This window comes from Polycladospora coralii (assembly GCF_014773435.2).
Classification (GTDB): domain Bacteria; phylum Bacillota; class Bacilli; order Thermoactinomycetales; family Thermoactinomycetaceae; genus Polycladospora; species Polycladospora coralii.
Genome location: NZ_JACXAG020000003.1, coordinates 74,030 through 93,267, shown reverse-complemented (window position 1 = coordinate 93,267; position 19,238 = coordinate 74,030). Strand labels below are relative to the sequence as shown.

17 protein-coding genes and 1 tRNA gene are annotated in these 19,238 nt (G+C 38.7%); 8 read left to right on the top strand and 10 right to left on the bottom strand.

What is annotated here, in order from left to right; all coding sequences use genetic code 11:
- The 4 genes from IC619_RS08580 to IC619_RS08565 all read right to left on the bottom strand — a co-directional run bounded on the left by IC619_RS08580 (position 1) and on the right by IC619_RS08565 (position 3,864).
- Positions 1–759, bottom strand: a complete 759-nt coding sequence (locus IC619_RS08580) for a metal ABC transporter ATP-binding protein (protein ID WP_191139469.1) — start codon at positions 757–759, stop codon at positions 1–3.
- On the bottom strand, positions 756–1,643 hold the full coding sequence (locus IC619_RS08575; protein WP_191139468.1) for a metal ABC transporter substrate-binding protein: 888 nt from the start codon (positions 1,641–1,643) through the stop codon (positions 756–758). The genes IC619_RS08580 and IC619_RS08575 overlap by 4 nt, the downstream gene beginning before the upstream one ends.
- A gap of 147 nt (positions 1,644–1,790) precedes the next feature.
- Entirely contained in the window at positions 1,791–2,354 is a 564-nt protein-coding gene (locus IC619_RS08570) for a GNAT family N-acetyltransferase (RefSeq protein ID WP_191139467.1), read from the bottom strand.
- A 112-nt stretch (positions 2,355–2,466) separates the two neighbouring features.
- Complete coding sequence (locus tag IC619_RS08565; RefSeq protein ID WP_191139466.1) at positions 2,467–3,864, bottom strand: helix-turn-helix domain-containing protein; 1,398 nt, start codon at positions 3,862–3,864, stop codon at positions 2,467–2,469.
- A gap of 497 nt (positions 3,865–4,361) precedes the next feature.
- Between IC619_RS08565 and IC619_RS08560 the strand changes: the two genes are divergently transcribed.
- A complete protein-coding gene (locus IC619_RS08560) occupies positions 4,362–4,661 on the top strand; it encodes a hypothetical protein (RefSeq protein ID WP_191139465.1) in 300 nt (99 codons plus the stop codon).
- A gap of 113 nt (positions 4,662–4,774) precedes the next feature.
- Positions 4,775–5,185, top strand: a complete 411-nt coding sequence (locus IC619_RS08555) for a hotdog fold thioesterase (RefSeq protein ID WP_191139464.1) — start codon at positions 4,775–4,777, stop codon at positions 5,183–5,185.
- A gap of 174 nt (positions 5,186–5,359) precedes the next feature.
- Here IC619_RS08555 and IC619_RS08550 read toward each other — a convergent pair whose 3' ends face one another.
- Both IC619_RS08550 and IC619_RS08545 read right to left on the bottom strand, forming a co-directional pair.
- Entirely contained in the window at positions 5,360–7,438 is a 2,079-nt protein-coding gene (locus tag IC619_RS08550; RefSeq protein WP_191139463.1) for a YhgE/Pip domain-containing protein, read from the bottom strand.
- A 93-nt stretch (positions 7,439–7,531) separates the two neighbouring features.
- Positions 7,532–8,125, bottom strand: coding sequence for a TetR/AcrR family transcriptional regulator (locus IC619_RS08545; RefSeq protein ID WP_191139462.1), 594 nt, complete (start codon positions 8,123–8,125; stop codon positions 7,532–7,534).
- 118 nt (positions 8,126–8,243) lie between these two features.
- Between IC619_RS08545 and IC619_RS08540 the strand changes: the two genes are divergently transcribed.
- Positions 8,244–8,585: a DUF3905 domain-containing protein gene (locus IC619_RS08540; protein ID WP_191139461.1), complete on the top strand. Its 342-nt coding sequence runs from the start codon at positions 8,244–8,246 to the stop codon at positions 8,583–8,585.
- Positions 8,586–8,619: 34 nt separating this feature from the next.
- Here the strand turns inward: IC619_RS08540 and IC619_RS08535 are convergent.
- The 3 genes from IC619_RS08535 to asnB form a co-directional block, all read right to left on the bottom strand.
- Positions 8,620–8,692: transfer RNA gene (locus IC619_RS08535), tRNA-Arg, on the bottom strand.
- A gap of 80 nt (positions 8,693–8,772) precedes the next feature.
- Complete coding sequence (locus IC619_RS08530; RefSeq protein WP_191139460.1) at positions 8,773–9,714, bottom strand: ICP22 family protein; 942 nt, start codon at positions 9,712–9,714, stop codon at positions 8,773–8,775.
- Between the two features lie 143 nt (positions 9,715–9,857).
- A complete protein-coding gene (asnB, locus tag IC619_RS08525; RefSeq protein WP_191139459.1) occupies positions 9,858–11,702 on the bottom strand; it encodes an asparagine synthase (glutamine-hydrolyzing) in 1,845 nt (614 codons plus the stop codon).
- Positions 11,703–11,867: 165 nt separating this feature from the next.
- Between asnB and IC619_RS08520 the strand changes: the two genes are divergently transcribed.
- Positions 11,868–13,454, top strand: coding sequence for a PucR family transcriptional regulator (locus IC619_RS08520; protein ID WP_191139458.1), 1,587 nt, complete (start codon positions 11,868–11,870; stop codon positions 13,452–13,454).
- Positions 13,451–14,044 (top strand): kinase, encoded by a 594-nt coding sequence (locus tag IC619_RS08515; RefSeq protein ID WP_191139457.1) that lies wholly within the window; start codon positions 13,451–13,453, stop codon positions 14,042–14,044. The genes IC619_RS08520 and IC619_RS08515 overlap by 4 nt, the downstream gene beginning before the upstream one ends.
- Positions 14,045–14,070: 26 nt before the next feature.
- On the opposite strand, the gene ald is transcribed toward IC619_RS08515, so the two are convergent.
- Positions 14,071–15,186 (bottom strand): alanine dehydrogenase, encoded by a 1,116-nt coding sequence (gene ald / locus IC619_RS08510; RefSeq protein WP_191139456.1) that lies wholly within the window; start codon positions 15,184–15,186, stop codon positions 14,071–14,073.
- Positions 15,187–15,702: 516 nt separating this feature from the next.
- Here ald and hemE point away from each other — a divergent pair.
- Genes hemE through hemY form a run of 3 tightly spaced genes read left to right on the top strand, consistent with a single transcriptional unit; the run spans position 15,703 to position 19,123 of the window.
- The gene (gene hemE / locus IC619_RS08505; RefSeq protein ID WP_191139455.1) at positions 15,703–16,743 is read left to right on the top strand and encodes a uroporphyrinogen decarboxylase; all 1,041 of its coding nucleotides are present in this window, start codon (positions 15,703–15,705) and stop codon (positions 16,741–16,743) included.
- A 32-nt stretch (positions 16,744–16,775) separates the two neighbouring features.
- Positions 16,776–17,726, top strand: a complete 951-nt coding sequence (gene hemH / locus IC619_RS08500) for a ferrochelatase (protein WP_191139454.1) — start codon at positions 16,776–16,778, stop codon at positions 17,724–17,726.
- Positions 17,723–19,123: a protoporphyrinogen oxidase gene (gene hemY / locus IC619_RS08495; RefSeq protein WP_191139453.1), complete on the top strand. Its 1,401-nt coding sequence runs from the start codon at positions 17,723–17,725 to the stop codon at positions 19,121–19,123. Before hemH ends, hemY begins: the two co-directional genes overlap by 4 nt.
- The last annotated feature ends 115 nt before the right edge of the window (positions 19,124–19,238 follow it).

Genomic DNA, 19,238 nt, shown 5'->3' with positions numbered 1-19,238 from the left:
TTATTCATGCTGATGTAAGACCATCTGCACTTCATGTCCATATGTGTTAGTAAATATGGTTTCTTTATTATGATCAAATTCTGCTGGTGTTCCGTGAAAATGAAGTTTTTTATTTAAACACACCACGCGATCCACATAATGGGTTATAGCTCCGATGTCATGTGTCACCAAAATAATGGTTAGCCCTAGCTTTTGATGGAGTTCTTGTAGTAAGGCATAAAATTGATGAGAAGAGGATGCATCTACTCCAACTGTAGGTTCATCTAACACCAATAATTGCGGATCACTCACCAGTGCACGAGCAATAAAAGCACGCTGTTGCTGCCCACCAGAAAGCTTACCTATATTTTGATCTTGAAGAGATGCCAACCCCACTTTTGTAATCACTTCTTCTACCTTCTGCCAATCGCGTGCTTGCATCATACGAAATAAACCTTTCATCCCATATCGCCCTGATGCTACGACTTCTCTTACTGTGGCTGGGAATCCACGATTAAAACTATTTGCTTTTTGCGATACATAACCAATTTGTGCTTTTTTTTGTGCGATCTTGGGGGATTCCCCGAATATTTGAATCGTACCGGATTGCGGTTTTAATAAGCCAAGTATCAACTTCGTCAATGTCGATTTGCCTGAGCCATTCGGACCCATTAAGGCTAAAAATTCGCCTTGATAAACCGTTAAATCAATCGATTCTAATACAGGTTGTGTTTCATACACAAAGTTTAAATCCGTAATGTCAATCACTTTCTTATTCATGGCTTGACACCTAACCCTTGCATGAGATGCTCTTTATTTCTACGCATAACGGTAAAATAGTCATCTTCATTTGCCATCTCTATTTCTGTCAAACCTTCTAACGGATTTAATACACTTGGTGTTAACTTCAGCTCGTTTTGAACAACTTCAGCTAGTTTTCCACTAACCAATGTTTCCAAATAGATCACACCAATCTTTTTCTTGTCGGCTTCTTCAATAATTTTCTTCAATGCTTGTGGGCTTGGTTCATCAGATGGTGAAAGCCCTGAAACCGAGATTTGCTCTAAACCATACCGATCAGCTAAATGTGTGAACGCCGCATGAGAAACTAGAAAAGATTTTTGAGTCGCCCTCTGGACCATATCGAAATACTCCTGATCTAATTGATCCAATTCTGCACCTAGCTGTTCATAATTCTTATCATAAGTTGATTGATGTGTTGGATCACGTGCCACAAAAGCATCTTTTATCACTTCAGCTTGTTTCTTAGCAAGCAATGGATTAAGCCATATATGCGGATCATCAAGTGCTTTGATATCTTGACTTGTGTTTATCACTTCAACTTGGTTATGATCGATAGACTCAATATTTTTTTCTAACCACGGCTCCAAGTTTCGACCATTGTACAAGACCATATCTGCCTCATTTAATTGAATTACATCTTTTGCCGACAATTCAAAGTCATGCGGCTCCACACCGGGCGGTACAATCGTGTGCACATCCACTTCCTCACCACCAATGCGCTCCGCAAAGTACTGCAATGGATAAATACTACTATATACTTGAAGGCGTTTACTCTCCATTTTATCCGCAGGGACACATCCTGTTATAATTAAAATAGAACATATCACCCCGACTATAGAGAAAACAGCTGTCCTTTTCATTCTTTTCTCTCCCCTCTCACTTACGATCTTAATTATAGTCAAGAGTGGAGAGGTTGTAAATCGTAAATATTACGTTTTATGTTTCTTGTATCTATAAAAAAAGAGCGATTAATTAAAATCGCTCAAATCACTTCACTTCATATGTCATTAAAAGTCGCTCCGTTTCGCAACTAGTAACTGCGCTTTTTTATGCGGCAAACTCAAAATATCTCCTTTTCTAAAGCCAGCGGCATTTGCGGATGGAATAATGATTTTGTTACGTTCATCAGGTTCTCCAATTATTTTATTTGTGTCTCTATACCGATCGAATACAAAACCCAGTCCAAATTTAAAATATGGGACTGTATACTTCTCATCAATATATTTTCGTTCCCCAATGACAATATGTACACCAATATCTTCTTCTTCGAAGTCTTCATAAAAATCCTTTAATATTTCATTGTTAACTTTATAGGTAAGTAAGAAGCTAAATGGCTCACCATCTAATTCAAACATAAAATGCTCTCTATCAGGCATACTCATCGTACGAGCCAAATAACGATCAAAATCTTCGGTTGATATATCCATTTTCCAAAATTTAGAAATGTATGGCCTTTTCATCCAATCATGTAATACATCAAAATCTCGTTCTTTCGTTAGATATCTCACCGTAATGTTTTTATCAATCCCTTCCAAGTATGCACTTCTCAAAATTTCATTTGATCCTGTCATAAATATCCCTACCTTAAATTGATAATGATAATCTTTTTCATTTAATTGAATTATAGAAGAGTTGAATGAGAACTTCAATAGAAAGTTTAACGAAGTATAGGCTATTATCATCTTAATAGTGAAATGGATCTTTCAACTTTTGATATATCCTCATATATTCCTGCTCTTTATTAGCGTCAATTCCGATATAGCACATAGATAGTTTAAAATACACCTCAACATATTCAAGTTTGAGGCGATTTTTATGTTTAATAATATAATTTACTTCTTCAAAGTACTGAATGGCTTTCTGCGATTCTTTCATTCTATACATCAAATCTCCTATAGCGACTAATAGTTCGATATACTTACCACCAGAGTATTTTTTTTCCATACAAATATTCGTGCCACTTTGATAATATTCCATGGCTTTACCAAACTCACCTTGTTTGAACATCAGTTTCCCTAATGAAACATAAGCGTGGACTGTATTAGATATATATTGTTCGTCAAGCGCACTCGATAATTCAATAACAGCTTTATAACTAGACTCCGCTAAATCTAAATCATTTACTTCCATAAGTATGTTTCCTAAAACATTACATATTGACAAGTATTTCCTAAAATGTGAAGAGCATAATGCATATGAAATACCCAATAAGGAGGATTCAACCGCAGACTCGTAGTGTTTACGCCGATATTCGAGCTTCGCTTTTAACTCGTATACGCCTGTTTTATATTTATCTATCATTAGGTCAATATGCGTTATCAGACGATTAATTACCTCATCACATTCATAGTAGCGCTTTAGCTCCTCCAAATAAGAGGCCTTGTTAATCAATATCGCCCAGTAAGTAGAGGTTCGTTGTAATGGTGGAGCATCTTCTGCTTTACTTTCATATTCATAACCAAGTAATGCTTTTTCAATCTCCTCTAATGCACTTTCTATGTCTCCCTTATAATACATAATTTGACTAATTGTATGATGACAAACCGCTGTCATATTTAAGTACTGAAAATCAGGATAATGTTTGTTTATATTCAAGGCTTTCATCAGTTCATTCTCTGCTCGTTCATAATTCCCTTTGTGATATTGAAAAAGCCCTCGTAAGTAGAAATACATAATGCCATAACCCGAGTTACGATTAAAATCTAATTTATCCAGTTGTTCCATGCTATGTAAGTTGATTCCCATCTGATGTTCCAATTCAATCTTATGTTCAATCGAATTAAACAAATATTCTGTTTTAGTTCGATCTTTAGTATTAAAAACTTTAAAGTTAATATGATCGATTTCAGTAATGCCAAGGCTTTGAATATCCCCTCCTAAAACATTGGCAAACTGCGTGATGTGATGCAAGTATCCGTCATCACTACGCCCGACTTTATGTCCATGTTCAATACGATTTAGTTTATTTCGATTTATATCTGTCAATTTCGCAACTTGATCAAGAGACAATTTCTGTTCATCTCGCAACTGTCTAAGATACTGACCAATTTTTTGACGAATAACACTATGAAATGTTTTCATTTTCCCTCATCACCCTCAATTTGAAGTTCTTATTCTATTTGTGTCTAAATTGTCACACCATAATAAACAAAATACTTCTCATCTTATATCTCGCTTTTATTTTAATCTAAAATATCCTAAATAACAGCAGTTAAACAAAATCAGTCAAAATTGAATTGAGATGTAAGATGAATCATGTATCAATTCTCTTTAATTTATGTTTTTAAATATGATATGTAAATATTTACTGTTGATCCATCTCTTTTTATTCACTACTATATAAAAAAATAGGATATAAAGCATCATTTGTTTGCCATGAACGAATGATACATGTATGAAATCTAATTACTATATCGTTTTTAGGATTAGGATGCGTCTTGAAAAAATAGGTATGAATGGATCTCACATCAATTTCTATCCACAGTTACTTTTTATCACGATTTTAAATCGGATTTTCTTATTTACAATTTAAATTATATATATATTTATATTTTTTAAAAATCGGAGTGGACACTATTATGACAAATGAGAAAATCCCACAATGGAAGCCTTGGATGCCTAGGAAATGGAAGACGCGTTATGTGCGAGGTGAACCCGAAAGGTTTACCGCCCAAATGTCAGTGGGGTCTTCAGTAAAGAATACCGATATAGTTCATTACAATGGCGCTTTATACAGAATCATTTCTATTCAGCAAATTATAAATAGACGCTCTATTGTAGAAATAGAAGGGGTTTGGCAACGCCTAAGCGAAGAAGAGTATTGTATACATGAATATGAGCAACGCATTAATTACAGTGTTACAGGGGTAAGATCATAATTTATAAATCTCCATCACTTATTGGAAAATAGCCAAGTATATCCTATACATTTTTAATGATCGTATTTACTATGTAATAAGATCATTAAAAGTATACAGAAAGAAGGGTTCAGATGGTCGTTCATAAGGATAATTGGAAAGAAGTTAGCGCTGGCACGTTAGGAGAAGCTTTGGGGATTGAATGGGTATCCGCCACCGATGACGAAATCATATTTAAGATGCCAGTGGGACCGAATACGCGCCAACCTATGGGATTATTACATGGCGGAGCATCCGTAGCACTTGCTGAAACCGTAGCTAGTATTGGTGGCGTAAATAAAGTAGCTCCTTTAGGTAAGACTGCGGTTGGACTTGAAATTAACGCCAACCACATCCGCTCTAAGCGTGATGGAATGGTAACGGCAATTGGCTCTCTGATTCATGAAGGTCGTACTACCATGATCTGGGAAGTAAAGATTGTAGATGAATCAGATAAATTAATTTGCATCTCTCGTTGTACACTAGCTATTGTAGATGTGAGATGATAGTGGTTAGGAAATACACCCCCGCCACCACTTAGGTTTGAACTGGGAACGCCGCAAGGTTTTAGTGAGAGGTGTGTATTTTGAATAATCTACACCACTGTTAGTGAGGCTTTAGTCAGGTGGAGATTCCACTCCACCTGACTCCCCGCTGTCTTAGCCTTTGTTAAAACACATTCACTGTTTTCTTAATTTCAACTTGCTCATCTGCTTCTGAAGCATCGGCTTTACCAACCGCAAGTGAATCCGTGTAATTGAAAACGAACCAATCATAAAACCAATTAATATATACGCGTCTTGTACTACTGCTGCTGTATCTCCACTAGATATGATCGCACGTAGCCCATGAATCGAATAAGTCATCGGTACATAGTCATGTATAGCCTTAAATAGATCAGGCAGCAGTTCAACCGGATAGGTTCCGCCACTTGAAGTCAATTGCAACATGAGAAGAATGATTGCAAAGAAGCGGCCTGCATTTCCTAGTGTAGCGACTAACATCTGATTAATTGCAATAAAGGTAATCGATAGTAAAATAGCAAATAAAAATAATATCCATGGTAGCTCCGGCTCAATCGGAATGCCGACAATAAGGATCGAAATGAGAATAATCGCCTGCCCAACTCCGATTAATGCACCTGAAGTAAGGGATAGTGGAGCCCCATTAGGCTTATCTAATACCCCATATAAATCAACAATGGTAAAGAGTAGCATAGCCCCAACCCATAATGACAGCGAGATAAAATACGGTGCAAATCCAGTCGCATAGTTGGGAACGGAATGAATGCGTTTTTTATCTACATCTACTGGGTTTGCGATCATTTCTTCTTTTTCCTTACTACCTTCTAACCCCTGTTTAGCTTCATCTACACCTTTTCCTAGTTCTTCCGCTAATTTAGATTGGCCATCAGCCAATTGATCTAAACCGCTTTGAAGCTGATTTCCACCTGCCAATAATTTTTGTAGTCCTTGTAGTAGTTGTGATTGGCCGTCAACAAGCTGTTTGGCACCATCTACGGCTTTACCAACATCTTTGAGTTTGTCATCTAATTTAGCGAGTGAATTCATCCCACTATTTAACGTGTTTGTGTATTGATTGGCTTGTGATGCAACTAACTTTCTTTCCTCTTCATATTTTTTCAGATTAGCCTCAACTTGAACTACACCATCAAGCGACTTTTCATTTAATTCAATTGTCTTTGCGAGATTATCATTGCTTTCTTTTAATAAATCATATAATTTTTGTGTTGCAGCATGATCTGATACACCTTCAACTTGCTTCTCCAAATCGTTCAGTAACATGGGGGCTTGTTCTAGCTTCTCTTTTGTTGGAACTAATCGATCTTGTTCGGTTCCTAATAAATTCTTTAAATCTGCTACTGTAGTAGCCAAGTCAATGTTTACAGGTTCTCCCTTAGCCCATTTTTGAAAGTCACGGTTAAGGTCGTTTACCTTTTTCTGAATCTCTTTCGCTTTGTCATATTCATCCATATAAGCACTTTTTTTATTTCGGATTTCTTGATTGGCTTTATCCAGTTCATTCGCCATCTGCTGATTACCAGCTAGAAGTTTTTCTGCACCACTTTCTGCTACTCCAATTCCTTTAGTGAGTTCTTCTGCTCCCTGTCCAGCTTTCTCTGCACCCTCAGCAAGCTTTTCTGCACCTTCAACTGCTTCAGCCATTTTTTGAGTAGACTCATCTAATTTCTCAAAAATTTGTTCGACATATATTTGCGTCAATTTTTCTTGTAAATTATTTTCAATTCCCGTGATAATGGATTCTCCCATTTGACTACTAATGTAATTGTTACTTTCATCCACGATATAGTCTAAGTGCCCTTTTAACGGTTTGGAATCACTTACTGAAATCGCCTTCTCAGAAAAATCTTCAGGAATAACCACCCCCAGATAATAATCCCCTTCTTGTAAACCTTTATTAAACGCTGCGCGCGATACGAATTCCCATTTCAGCTTATCGTCTTCTTTTAATTTCTCAACCAATTCATTACCTACTTGGATCTCTTCATCATGAAATGTAACGCCCTTATCTTCGTTTATAATGGGTACAGGGAGATGTTTCATATTTTCGTAGGGGTCATAAAAGGCACTTAAATAGATAAAGCTATAGATCAGTGGTATGAGCAAAAGCCCAGCAATCGCTATTCTCATCGGCTTATATGACCATATCTGATAGATGTCTCCAAAGCCGAAGTTATAGTTTGAAAACTTGTCTTTCACCCTGCTAATTCGTTTCATATACACACCTCCGATACATGAATTGAAAAGATAAGAACTGACCAGTCAGTACAATTGATATTATAAACATTCCTCGTGTATTTACAACGATAGCTATTTCATTTTAATGACACTCTTCATAATCATTTCTAAGGTACTCAGAATTGCAGGAGTTTGCGCCTGCAGTTCTTCCTGCTTATCTATATCATGTGCATAAATTTTATGCAAAACCATCACACTGGCAGCACCGAACAAAGCGACAGCCAGTTCTTGCGAATGCTTCACTTCAAACTCTCCGTTGCGTACACCAGTCTGAATAACTTGATCAATGACAGAAATATAATTTCTCACTTTAGCTCGAAATTGCAATTGGCGCTCTTGGGTGTCGAAAGCCTCATTAAGTAACAGCTTGGCTAGCTTACCATTTTCGACAAAAAACTGAACATGCGCCTCTATAATGGCATATAGTTGATCTGAAGCCGTAAAAGCCCCTTCTAGATTTCTTTCAACATATTGTGTCAATTGTGAAAGGCCTTCATTCATCAACCCAACAAACAAATCTTCTTTGCTATCAAAGTGATAATAAATCGTTCCTTTAGCTACACCTGCCGCCTGTGCAATTTCATCCATTTTGGCTTGATCAAATCCTCGATCAGAAAAAATTTGAACAGCCGCTTGAAAGATGAGGTCGACTTTCTCATGACGCATATATGCATAATCCCCCATTCAAATCGATTTAATCTTTATTATTGTACAATTTCGATCTAAAAATGAACATACATAAATTTCACATAAAAGTTGATACTCCTAGTAAGGAGGGATCGTCATGCCCGAAGACAAATCAAAATCTAGCGCAAATCATATCGACGGCACAATGCCTCATCAAATTCACTCACCTGATTTTAAGCGTTCTCAGCGCAAAATAGAGCCTTCATTTGTAAATGAACACGGGATTGTGATTGGCGATAGTCACTATGATTCTCCAAATTCCCCTCTTAATCAATGGGACTTAGATACAGATCCAGCGATTATGGCTGGTCCTGAGTGGATCCACCCTACAAATGATATTGGTTGGAATACGAGTGAGAACAGAGAACTACTAGAAGATATTCCTCCAACGGAGCCCTTTAGCCACCCTACTCGTGATGCCGGATACAAGAGCGATTAAAGAGTGGCCAGCTTATGCTACACCACTCTACAGACGCACCCGAGAGGAATCGAACCTCCGACACGCGGTTTAGGAAACCACTGCTCTATCCACTGAGCTACGGGCGCAAACTAACCTATAGGATAACAAAGTTAGAAATCAAAGTAAATAGAACGAGTCCCTTATAAGACTCGTTTTATTTACTTACTTAGTTACGGCTTACACGTAAGGTAAGTAACCCCACAAGCACGATAACAAATCCAATTAACATTGCTGTTGGATAAGTATTTGCTGTTGTAGGTAATTTACCACCTTTTAATTGTTTTACTGTTTCGACAGATCCCTTAGCTGTTTCAGAGTCTACTTTTTCAGTAGGATTTGGATTGGTATCATCACCTGGTACATACTCCTCATCTTCAACTAGAAAATCAGTGTATCCTTCACGCAAAACACAATCTTTATCATCGATTTGACCTACAAAATACACGTAAAACTCATAAGCTTTTCCATTCTTTAGCTTTACCTTATCCTCACTTAATACATAAGTTAAAGCATTGCCATTACTTTCTATTTCTTCATAAACGACTTCAGTAATTCCCTCAATGGAATCAATATCAGTATTCTTCTCAAATTCACTGAAATCAAGATTAGGATCTACTTCATGACCAAAGATTAACCAAATACCGTTTACGTTTTTACCATCTGTTTTAGCTGTTAATTCAATATCGCCATTGTCAAGCTGTTTGGTATCGACATCAATTTTAGCCACTTCATTATCAGATATACATTCCTCTAAAAGCTCTTCATTAGTTAGATCTTCTTCAGTCGTGTTTTCTGTTTCTTTCTTTTCTTCAGTTGTGCTTCCAGTACCTTGGTCTTTTGTTTCTTCAGTTGTATTCCCAGTACCTTGGTCTTTTGTTTCTTCAGTTGTATTTTCAGTACCTTGGTCTTTCTTTTCTTCAGATGTATTCCCAGTACCTTGGTCTTTCTTTTCTTCAGTTGTATTCCCAGTACCTTGGTCTTTTGTTTCTTCAGCTGTGCTTCCAGCGCCTTGGTCTCCAGGTGTATTCCCTTCCGCAAATGCAGTTACACTTGGCGATACTGTAAATACAAGTGCAAAAATCATCATCATGGAAAAAAACTTTTTCAAATCCTTCCACTCCTCAGTTCCTATCGATTATAGATTACATATTATAATTCGAGTTTTATTTTTAATGTTAGGGTACGATTTTGCTTCTATTTGTGTCTGATTTGTGAATGAATGAGTGAGTGAGTGTAGACTTTTTTACCTACCTATTTTATTTCAACCTGATATTGAATGAGCCATTGATTGAGCTGTACCCAGTATGCGAGCAGTGCGGGCACATTCATTAACTGACCAAACCAAGGGAAATGTTTTTTCGATAAATCCTGCTCCAAAAAAGCAATTACTTGCTTACGATCGACCAATTGGAAAAGAGGTGCGTTTTTGTGCTCGACTAGTTTTTTGACACGATTAGTCATTAACTTTAAGTAATCAGGATGGTGCGTTTTGGGGTATGGACTTTTTTTGCGATCAATCACTTCTTGGGGTAATAAATCTTGCAGGGCATAGCGTAGTAACCCTTTCTCACGATTTCCGTGTGCTTTCATTGACCAGGGAATGTTCCAAGCATATTCCACTAAATGATGATCACAGAAAGGAACACGTACTTCTAAGCCAAAAGCCATACTCATGCGATCTTTTCGATCTAATAGCGTAGGCATCCAACGCGTCAAGTTTAAATAAAACATTTCCCGCATACGCGCCTCAATGGTACTCTCTTCTGACAGACGGGGCACTTCAGATAAAGTATCTTGATAACGGCTCTCTAAGTAGTCCAGCGGGTGAATACGACGAATGATCTCTGGTGAAATAAATGGCACTCGATCTGCAGCCAATCGTGCCCAAGGAAATGTATCTGCATTGATTAACTCCTCTCGATGAAACCACGGATATCCTCCAAACACTTCATCGGCACATTCACCAGATAATACCACGGTCATTTCTTTCTTAATTTCACGAGCAAATAAGAGTAGTGAAGCGTCAATATCTGTCATCCCCGGCAAATCTCGCGCTACCAGGGCCCGATCGATATGATCGAAAAGTTCATGGTTATCAATTAAGATGCGATGATGCTTTGACTCGATATATTCGGACATAAGCTGTACCCATGGTGCATCATTATTGGGTTGAAACTCGTTTTCATGAAAATATTTTTCATTATCATGATAATCAATTGAATAGGTGTGTAATGGGCCACGTCCGTCTCTTTTAAAAATATGTGCTGCCCATGATGAAATGGCACTTGAGTCTAGCCCGCCTGAAAGCATTGTACCTAGAGGCACATCGGAAACCAACTGTCTCTCAACGGCTTGCTGAAATAAGGTTCGCACACGCTCTACTGTGGTATCAAAATCATCTTCATGATATGTGCTCTCTAATTCCCAATACGGCTTTATATCAAGGTCTTGAGATTTAAATTTCAAAATATGTCCGGGCTTAAGTTCTTTAATATCCTTAAAGACACCTACACCCGGAGTTCGCGCTGGTCCAATCATCATGAGTTCTGCAATACCCTCTTCATCAATCACAGGAGCTACATATGGATGGGCAAGTAACGATTTCATTTCCGACCCAAATATAAAGGAAGTACCTATACGAGCAAAAAACAGTGGTTTTACACCAATCCGATCACGTGCTACAAAGAGCATCTGTTCTTTTTCATCCCAAATCGCAAAAGCAAATATGCCATTTAAATACTTCGGGCATGCTTCTCCCCACTCCAAATAAGCTGCCAGAATAAGCTCAGTATCTGATCTCGTTGTAAGATGATGTCCACATGAGCGCAATTGATTACGGAGCTCTTCGATATTGTAGAGTTCTCCATTGTAGACAATCACTGTCTTGTAAGCACCTCTATGCTTAATCATAGGTTGCACACCACCTTCCGGATCAATCACAATAAGCCTTCGATGTGCAAGTGCTGCATGAGCTGACACCCAAATCCCATCAGCATCTGGACCCCTATCGATCTGTGTTTGATTCATGTGATTTAAAATAGCAACTTCTCTACTTAAGTCTTGGTCAAAGTCGACCCACCCCGTAATTCCACACACAGATCCTCGCCGCCTTCCGGTTTAATTTAAAGCCAAGAACAATAGGCATTTATCTCACTTCTCATCCTATGACTCAACCTAAAAAAAGGTGTCCTGTTCCGCTAAATAGATGCATATGTTAAACTCACTGTACAAATTCACATAAACAAAGTGTGGTGAGTACGAATGAGCATGATCGAACAAGTCGACACACGATTTACCGTATCAGACTGTCTTAAACGGCCTCTTTTTGAAGGTGCTCGCATTTTAGCGGGTCATTCAGGGTTGCAAAGGCAAGTCCGGTGGGTACATGTACTTGAAATTATGGATGGCTCTTCTTATGTGCATGGCGAAGAATTGGTATTAATGACTGGTGTAGGGGTCGGCGAAAGAAGACAACTTTCCGTGTCCTATATCGCTCAATTAGTTGAGAGTAATGTATCTGCTTTATGTATCGAAATGGTGCATCATTACGTAAACTTATCTGATTCAGTCAAAAGTTATGCGGATTCCTGTCACTTTCCTATTATTTTATTTGAGAAGCCTGTCTCCTTTATCGATATTACACAAGATATTCATACCTTTCTCATTCATCGCCACCATGATCAGCTGGTTGCACTGGAGAAAATATCTTCACAGTTTCTCAACCTAACTCTACAACAACGAGGGTTGGCGAAAATTCTTACTCTACTAGAGCATGAGCTCCAGACAACGGTATGGTTAAAAGATTATTTACAGGGAACACCACTTATCCATGCAAAAGAACCCGAGAAACCAGAGGCGTGTAATTCTTATGCCATTACCGTTCTAGATGTCCATGTGGGCGACTTATTTGTAATGGAAAATGATTTTTTTTCCGAGTTCCATCGACTCATTATAGATCGCGCAATCACTGCGATTGCTCAAGAACTGTTACGTCGATTTTCGCTTGAAGAACGCCGTTTTCGCTCCTCTCAAAAGTGGATGCATGATTTAGCTACTTCAAAGTCAGGTAATCTCCCCCGAGAAGTTGAAATAAAAGCACAAGGAGATACCCCTTTATTTTGGTGTGCGTTTCAGTCTGATACACCTCATTTGTATGACTTAGACACGACTTCAGATTCTCTTTTTCTTTCTTTTTTTCAAAAGCTGAAAAAGCTTCAATTTATGTTAGGGCAAAATGGCATTCAGTCTTGGATCACTACTTATCGTCATCAATGGATGCTACTAGGTATAGATCTAATGAACACCCCTACTTCATATATGAATCGACTTGAAGAAGTGTGGACACAAATGACAAAAAATCATTCTACCTGGCAAATGGGTGTAAGTCGCACTTTTACTTCCCTGAAAGATGCGCACCTTTATTGGAAGCAAGCCGAGCTCGCTCTATCTATTCAGGCCATCCCTTCTCATACCATAGAAGGAAAGCAAATACAACGAAAAGAGCTGATTCATTACGACCAATTAGGCCCATGGCAACTTTATGGACAAGTAGAGCCCACCATCTTAAAACAGTACTATAAAGATCAATTAAATCCATTACTCACTTATGATCAAAAACATGGTACTGATTTACGTCATACATTAGATCTTTATTTGGAAACGGAGCAAAACAAACAAGCTACTGCAAAAAAACTATTTATTCATCGCCAAACCTTATATTATCGGTTAAACAAAATAAATCGTTTGCTTGGTACGGATTGGGAATCTGCAAACCGCCTGCTTGCCTTGAAGCAAGCACTATCCATTTTTCATTTTATACAGTTACGTCAGGGAGAGGATGAACAATGAACAAGATCTTACTTACAGCTATGAAACAGATCCCCCTATTAAAACCTAACCAGAGATTTATATTCGGTGTAGATGGTCTAAGTCGTGCAGGGAAGACCACTTTTGTTAAGCGGTTCATCCCCTTTTTAGAAAGTCACGCACTGCGCGTATGTGCAATTCATATGGATGATCATATCGTCTCCTATCATCAACGTTATCACACGGGCCATCCCGAATGGGTTGAGTATTACCGTATGCAATGGCATGTGGATGGGTTAAGTAGCCAGCTTTTTCAACCGCTACGGGCGGAAGATACGCTTGTACTCCCTTTTTATGACAAAGAATCGGATTTACACCATACCCAAACCATTCATCTCCCCCAAACGGGCGTTGTGATTGTGGAAGGAATTTTCCTGCAACGACCTGAGTGGCGATCTTACTTTGATTTCGTGCTATATCTCGATTGTGCAAGAGAAAAAAGATTTTCCCGAGAGAATAAAACGGAACAAAAAAACCGTACCAAATTTGAGAATCGATATTGGAAAGCAGAAGATTACTATATCGATTCGGTCAACCCTACAAAAACAGCTGATCTAGTCTTTCAAATATAGTCACGTATCGCGCTATCATATGCTTGTTAAATATAGTAGGTGTTAGACTGCTGTAAAACACTTTCTGGTGCAGTGTAGGGGAATGAAAAAGCTTCCGCAACCCCTTTACAAGTGATATGCCCATCTATGACATTAAACCCTGCTAATAACGCTTTGGTAAGGTCACCTTTTGCTAATTTTAATATATAAGGTAAGGTCTGATTGTTTAAGGCAATTGTAGATGTGCGTGGAACCGCACCTGGGATATTGGCTACTGCATAATGAACGACACCATCAACCATGTATGTAGGCTGATCATGTGTCGTAACATGGTCAGCAGTCTCAATACACCCACCTTGATCAATCGCTACATCTACAATGACTGATCCTGACCGCATACGTGTGACCATATCACGTGTAACTAGTCTAGGTGCTTTTTTACCTGGTATGAGGACTGCACCAATCACCAGATCTGCTTGCTGAATTTCTTCAGTCAGCGCATATTTAGTCGACATCAGTGTTCGTGTACGTCCATTAAACAAATCATCTAATTGCCTCAATCGATTGGCATTCACATCAAAAATAGAAACTTCAGCCCCCATCCCTACGGCGACTTTAGCTGCTTGTGTCCCTACAACACCACCACCTACGATCATCACGCGTGCAGGCTTAACTCCTGGTACACCCCCAAGTACAATCCCGCTACCTCCCATTCTTTTCTCAAGACATTGTGCTCCTACTTGAATAGACATCCTTCCTGCTACCTCACTCATAGGTGCCAATAAAGGAAGGGTGCCCTTTTCGGTTTGTACAGTTTCATAAGCAACAGCTGTCACTTTTTCTTTTTTTAATGCTTTTGTGAGCATCTCATTGGCTGCTAAATGGAGATAAGTGAACAATTTTAAACCCTCTCTGAAATATGAATATTCTGTTGGTATAGGTTCTTTTACTTTAATGACAAGTTCAGCTTCCCATGCATCGATCGCGCGTCCGATTTGTGCTCCTGCTTTCAAGTATTCAAGATCGAAAAAACCACTACCTTCACCAGCACCCTCTTCAATGACCACTTGATGACCTGCCTCTATCAATGCATCCACAGCAGCCGGTGTTAATCCGACTCGATACTCGTTATTTTTGACTTCTTTAGGTACACCTATTTTCATTTTAGTTCCACTACACCCTCTAGGAGCAGTAGTGGATACACCTCCTATTCACCTCATTTACGCATAGTCTAACAAATTTTGAAAACGCTTCCATCTTACATTATGTCTAAGTTTATCATCTATGATTTAGACAGTTGCCTGAGGTACCAGATTCCCCTTCAGTTTAAAATCATTCTTTGCAGATGGATATTTATATTTTTGTCCAGTAGTATCGATTAACCCAAATGATGAAGTGTGTTGTGAGCGAAAATGCATGGAAAGCTGAGTTGAAAAATCACGCAAATTGACACGGCCTGATTTTTGTCATGAAACTGGAACACCTCTAACCAAGCTGTTTTTTTGAATATGTTAGAATAAGGCTATTCAAGTACCCCTGCGATTATATTCCAATCTATGGAATATAGCAGTTCTCACATGTGAATAAATAATACATAAAGAAGGCTATCTCAAGCTGTATGAACTTAGTAGAACAAGCACATTTATGTATAAGAGAAGAATGGAAGTGAGTGATAGACCATGAAACCTTTTAATGATGTATTTTTACGTGCATGTCGCGGTGAAGAAACACCCTATGTGCCAGTTTGGTATATGAGACAAGCTGGAAGATACCAACCAGAATATCGCGCAATCCGAAAAAAATATACATTCTTTGAAATGAGTGAAATACCTGAGGTATGTGCAGAAGTGACCCGATTACCGGTTGAACAGCTAGGTGTAGACGCGGCTATTTTGTTTGCTGACATTATGACACCCCTTCAGCATATCGGCATCGATGTCGAAATAAAATCTGGAGTAGGGCCTGTCATTTCTAACCCGATTCGCTCTAAGCGAGACGTTGATCTACTTGGTGAGATCGAACCTGAAAAAGATGTCCACACCACATTAGAAGCGATTCGTCTACTTCGTCAACAACTATCTGTACCACTAATCGGATTTGCTGGCGCTCCCTTCACACTAGCTAGTTATATGATTGAAGGTGGACCTTCCAAAGGTTATCATATGACCAAAAGTATGATGCATGCGGATCCCAAAACATGGCGTTTACTAATGGAAAAACTAGGTAAAATGACGATCGACTATTTAAAAGCACAAGTGGCAGCTGGAGCACAAGCCTTACAAGTATTCGATTCTTGGGTTGGATCAGTTAATGCACAAGATTATCAAACCTTTATTTTACCCATTATGGAAGAGATTTTTAGCGAATTGAAAAAAACTGGTGTTCCTTTAATTTATTTTGGAATCGGAACGGGACATTTATTAAATGAATGGAATAAGCTACCCGTTGATGTGATTGGATTGGATTGGCGTACCTCGATTGATCAAGCGCGTAACATGGGGATTACCAAAACACTACAAGGAAATCTAGATCCCTCCCTTTTACTTGCTTCTTGGGAAGCAATCGAAAAAAACACGAAACAAATATTAGATCAAGGAATCAAAAAACCTGGCTACATCTTTAATCTAGGACATGGGATTTTCCCTGATGTACAAGTTGAGACTTTACAAAAATTAACAGCTTATGTACATAAATATACGCAAGTACAAACTGTGAAATAACGCTTATCCACAACCCTATGAGGTGATAAAAAATGACCAAGCCAAAAGTTGGACTACTGGTGATGGCTTATGGAACACCCCGTAAGCCGGAAGAAATTGAGCCTTATTATACACATATCCGTCGTGGAAAAAAACCTCCTACTGAACTTCTAGACGATTTAAAACATCGCTATGAAATGATTGGTGGTATATCTCCATTAGCTCGTATTACAGAGGAGCAACAAAAAGCGCTTGAACAGAGCCTGAATGATCGTTTTCCTCAGCTACAGTTTCAATCTTACTTGGGACTGAAGCATATTGATCCTTTTATCGAAGATGCTGTACAGCAAATGCATAATGACGGAATTGAGCATGCGATTAGTCTCGTTTTAGCACCACACTATTCAACTTTTAGTGTTAAATCTTATAATGGTCGTGCACAAGAAGCCGCAAAACAAACAGGTAACCTAACCATTCACACAATAGATAGTTGGCATGATCATCCTAAGTTTATTCAATACTGGGTAGAAAAATTGAAACATACGTTTTCAACTATACCTGCGGTAGATCAAGACAAAGCCGTTGTTATTTTCTCTGCCCATAGTCTGCCAGAGAAAATATTACAAACAGGTGATCCTTATCCAGAACAACTAGCTGAATCTGCTCGCTTAATCGCAGAACAAGCAGGAATTACGCAATACGCCATCGGTTGGCAAAGTGCAGGCAACACACCCGAACCATGGATTGGTCCCGATGTTCAAGATCTGACACGTAACTTATACCATGATAAAGGATATACATCATTTATCTACTGCCCGATCGGTTTTATCTCAAATCATTTAGAAGTGCTATACGATAATGATTATGAATGTAAAGTCGTGACAGATGAATTAGGTGCTCATTATTACCGTCCAGATATGCCGAACACAAATCCTTTGTTTATCGAAGCCCTAACTGATATTGTGGCCAATCGTTTAACTGAATCATTTGAGGGATTAAAATGACGCGTTCAAAACGGCATATTGTCCTTGTAGGTGGTGGAATCACCGGTTTATCTACTGCCTACTATCTCCAAGCAGAGATTCGTAAGCAAAACTTACCCTATCAAATCACTTTACTTGAATCATCTCACCGCCTAGGTGGCAAAATTGAAACCATATACCGTGATGGCTTTGTTATGGAGCGCGGGCCCGACTCATTTCTGGAACGTAAACCAAGTGCAAAACAATTAGCTGTAGATCTAGGGCTAGAGGAAGAACTGGTTCGAAATGAAACTGGACAAGCTTATATTTTACATCACAATAAATTAGAGCCCATTCCAGACGGTGCTGTTATGGGTGTACCCACTAAACTGACGCCTTTTGCACGAACAGGACTTATTTCATTGCTCGGCAAAGCACGTGCTGCTGCTGATTTATTACTCCCGCGTGTCAAACAAAATCATGAGCAAGATCAGTCCGTTGGCTATTATTTTCGTAATCGCTTAGGAGACGAGGTTGTAGATCACATCATTGAGCCTCTTTTATCGGGAGTTTACGCTGGCAATATCGATAAGATGAGTCTACAAACGACTTTTCCACAATTTGCAGAACTAGGAAGACAGAATCGAAGTTTAATCCTAGGGATGAAAAAAATGCGTCCAGCCAAGCCCTCATCTGAAAAAGCAAAAGGCATTTTTTTTACTTTAAAGAGAGGTTTAGGGTCACTCATTGATGCACTTGAAACCCAATTAACGGATGTTCATATCCAGACAGGGGTTTCCGTACAACAAATTACAAAAAAAGAGGAAGAGTATCTACTTACCCTTCATAACGGTGACACACTTACCGCCGATGCACTTGTTATGACTACTCCTTATCCAATAGCAAAAAATATATTAAACGAAGTTAAATCACTACAACCTTTACCACTGCCAGCAACATCAGTTGCTACAGTCATTTTTGCATTTCCGCAAGAAGCCGTCACCCTGTCAAAGCCTGGTACGGGATTTCTTATCCCTAAGACGGAGGATTATCAAATAACAGCATGTACTTGGACACATCTCAAATGGCCACACACTACACCAGCAGGTAAAGTATTAATTCGTTGCTATGTAGGTCGAGCCGGTGATCAAGCCATTGTTGAACAACCTGATGAAGTGATTCAAAACATTGCCTTACAAGATATGCGACGCATCTTTCCGATAACCAGTGGACCTGAATTTGCTTATGTCACACGTTGGCACCATGCCATGTCTCAATTTGCTGTCGGTCACCTCGAATGGTTAGCTCGTACGCGTCATACGCTTACCACGCAGTATCCTGGCGTATTTCTAGCTGGATCGTCTTATGCTGGTTCAGGAATTCCAGACTGCATTGATCAAGGAAAACAAGCTGTACAAGATGTTTTAGATTATCTTTAAAAGCCGCTACCAAAGCGGCTTTTACATTGGCTTTATTGAATACCTATTAATCTTACTGTGTGAGAAATTTAACTTCAAAAATATTTGATAATTATCATTCTATTTATTATAATTG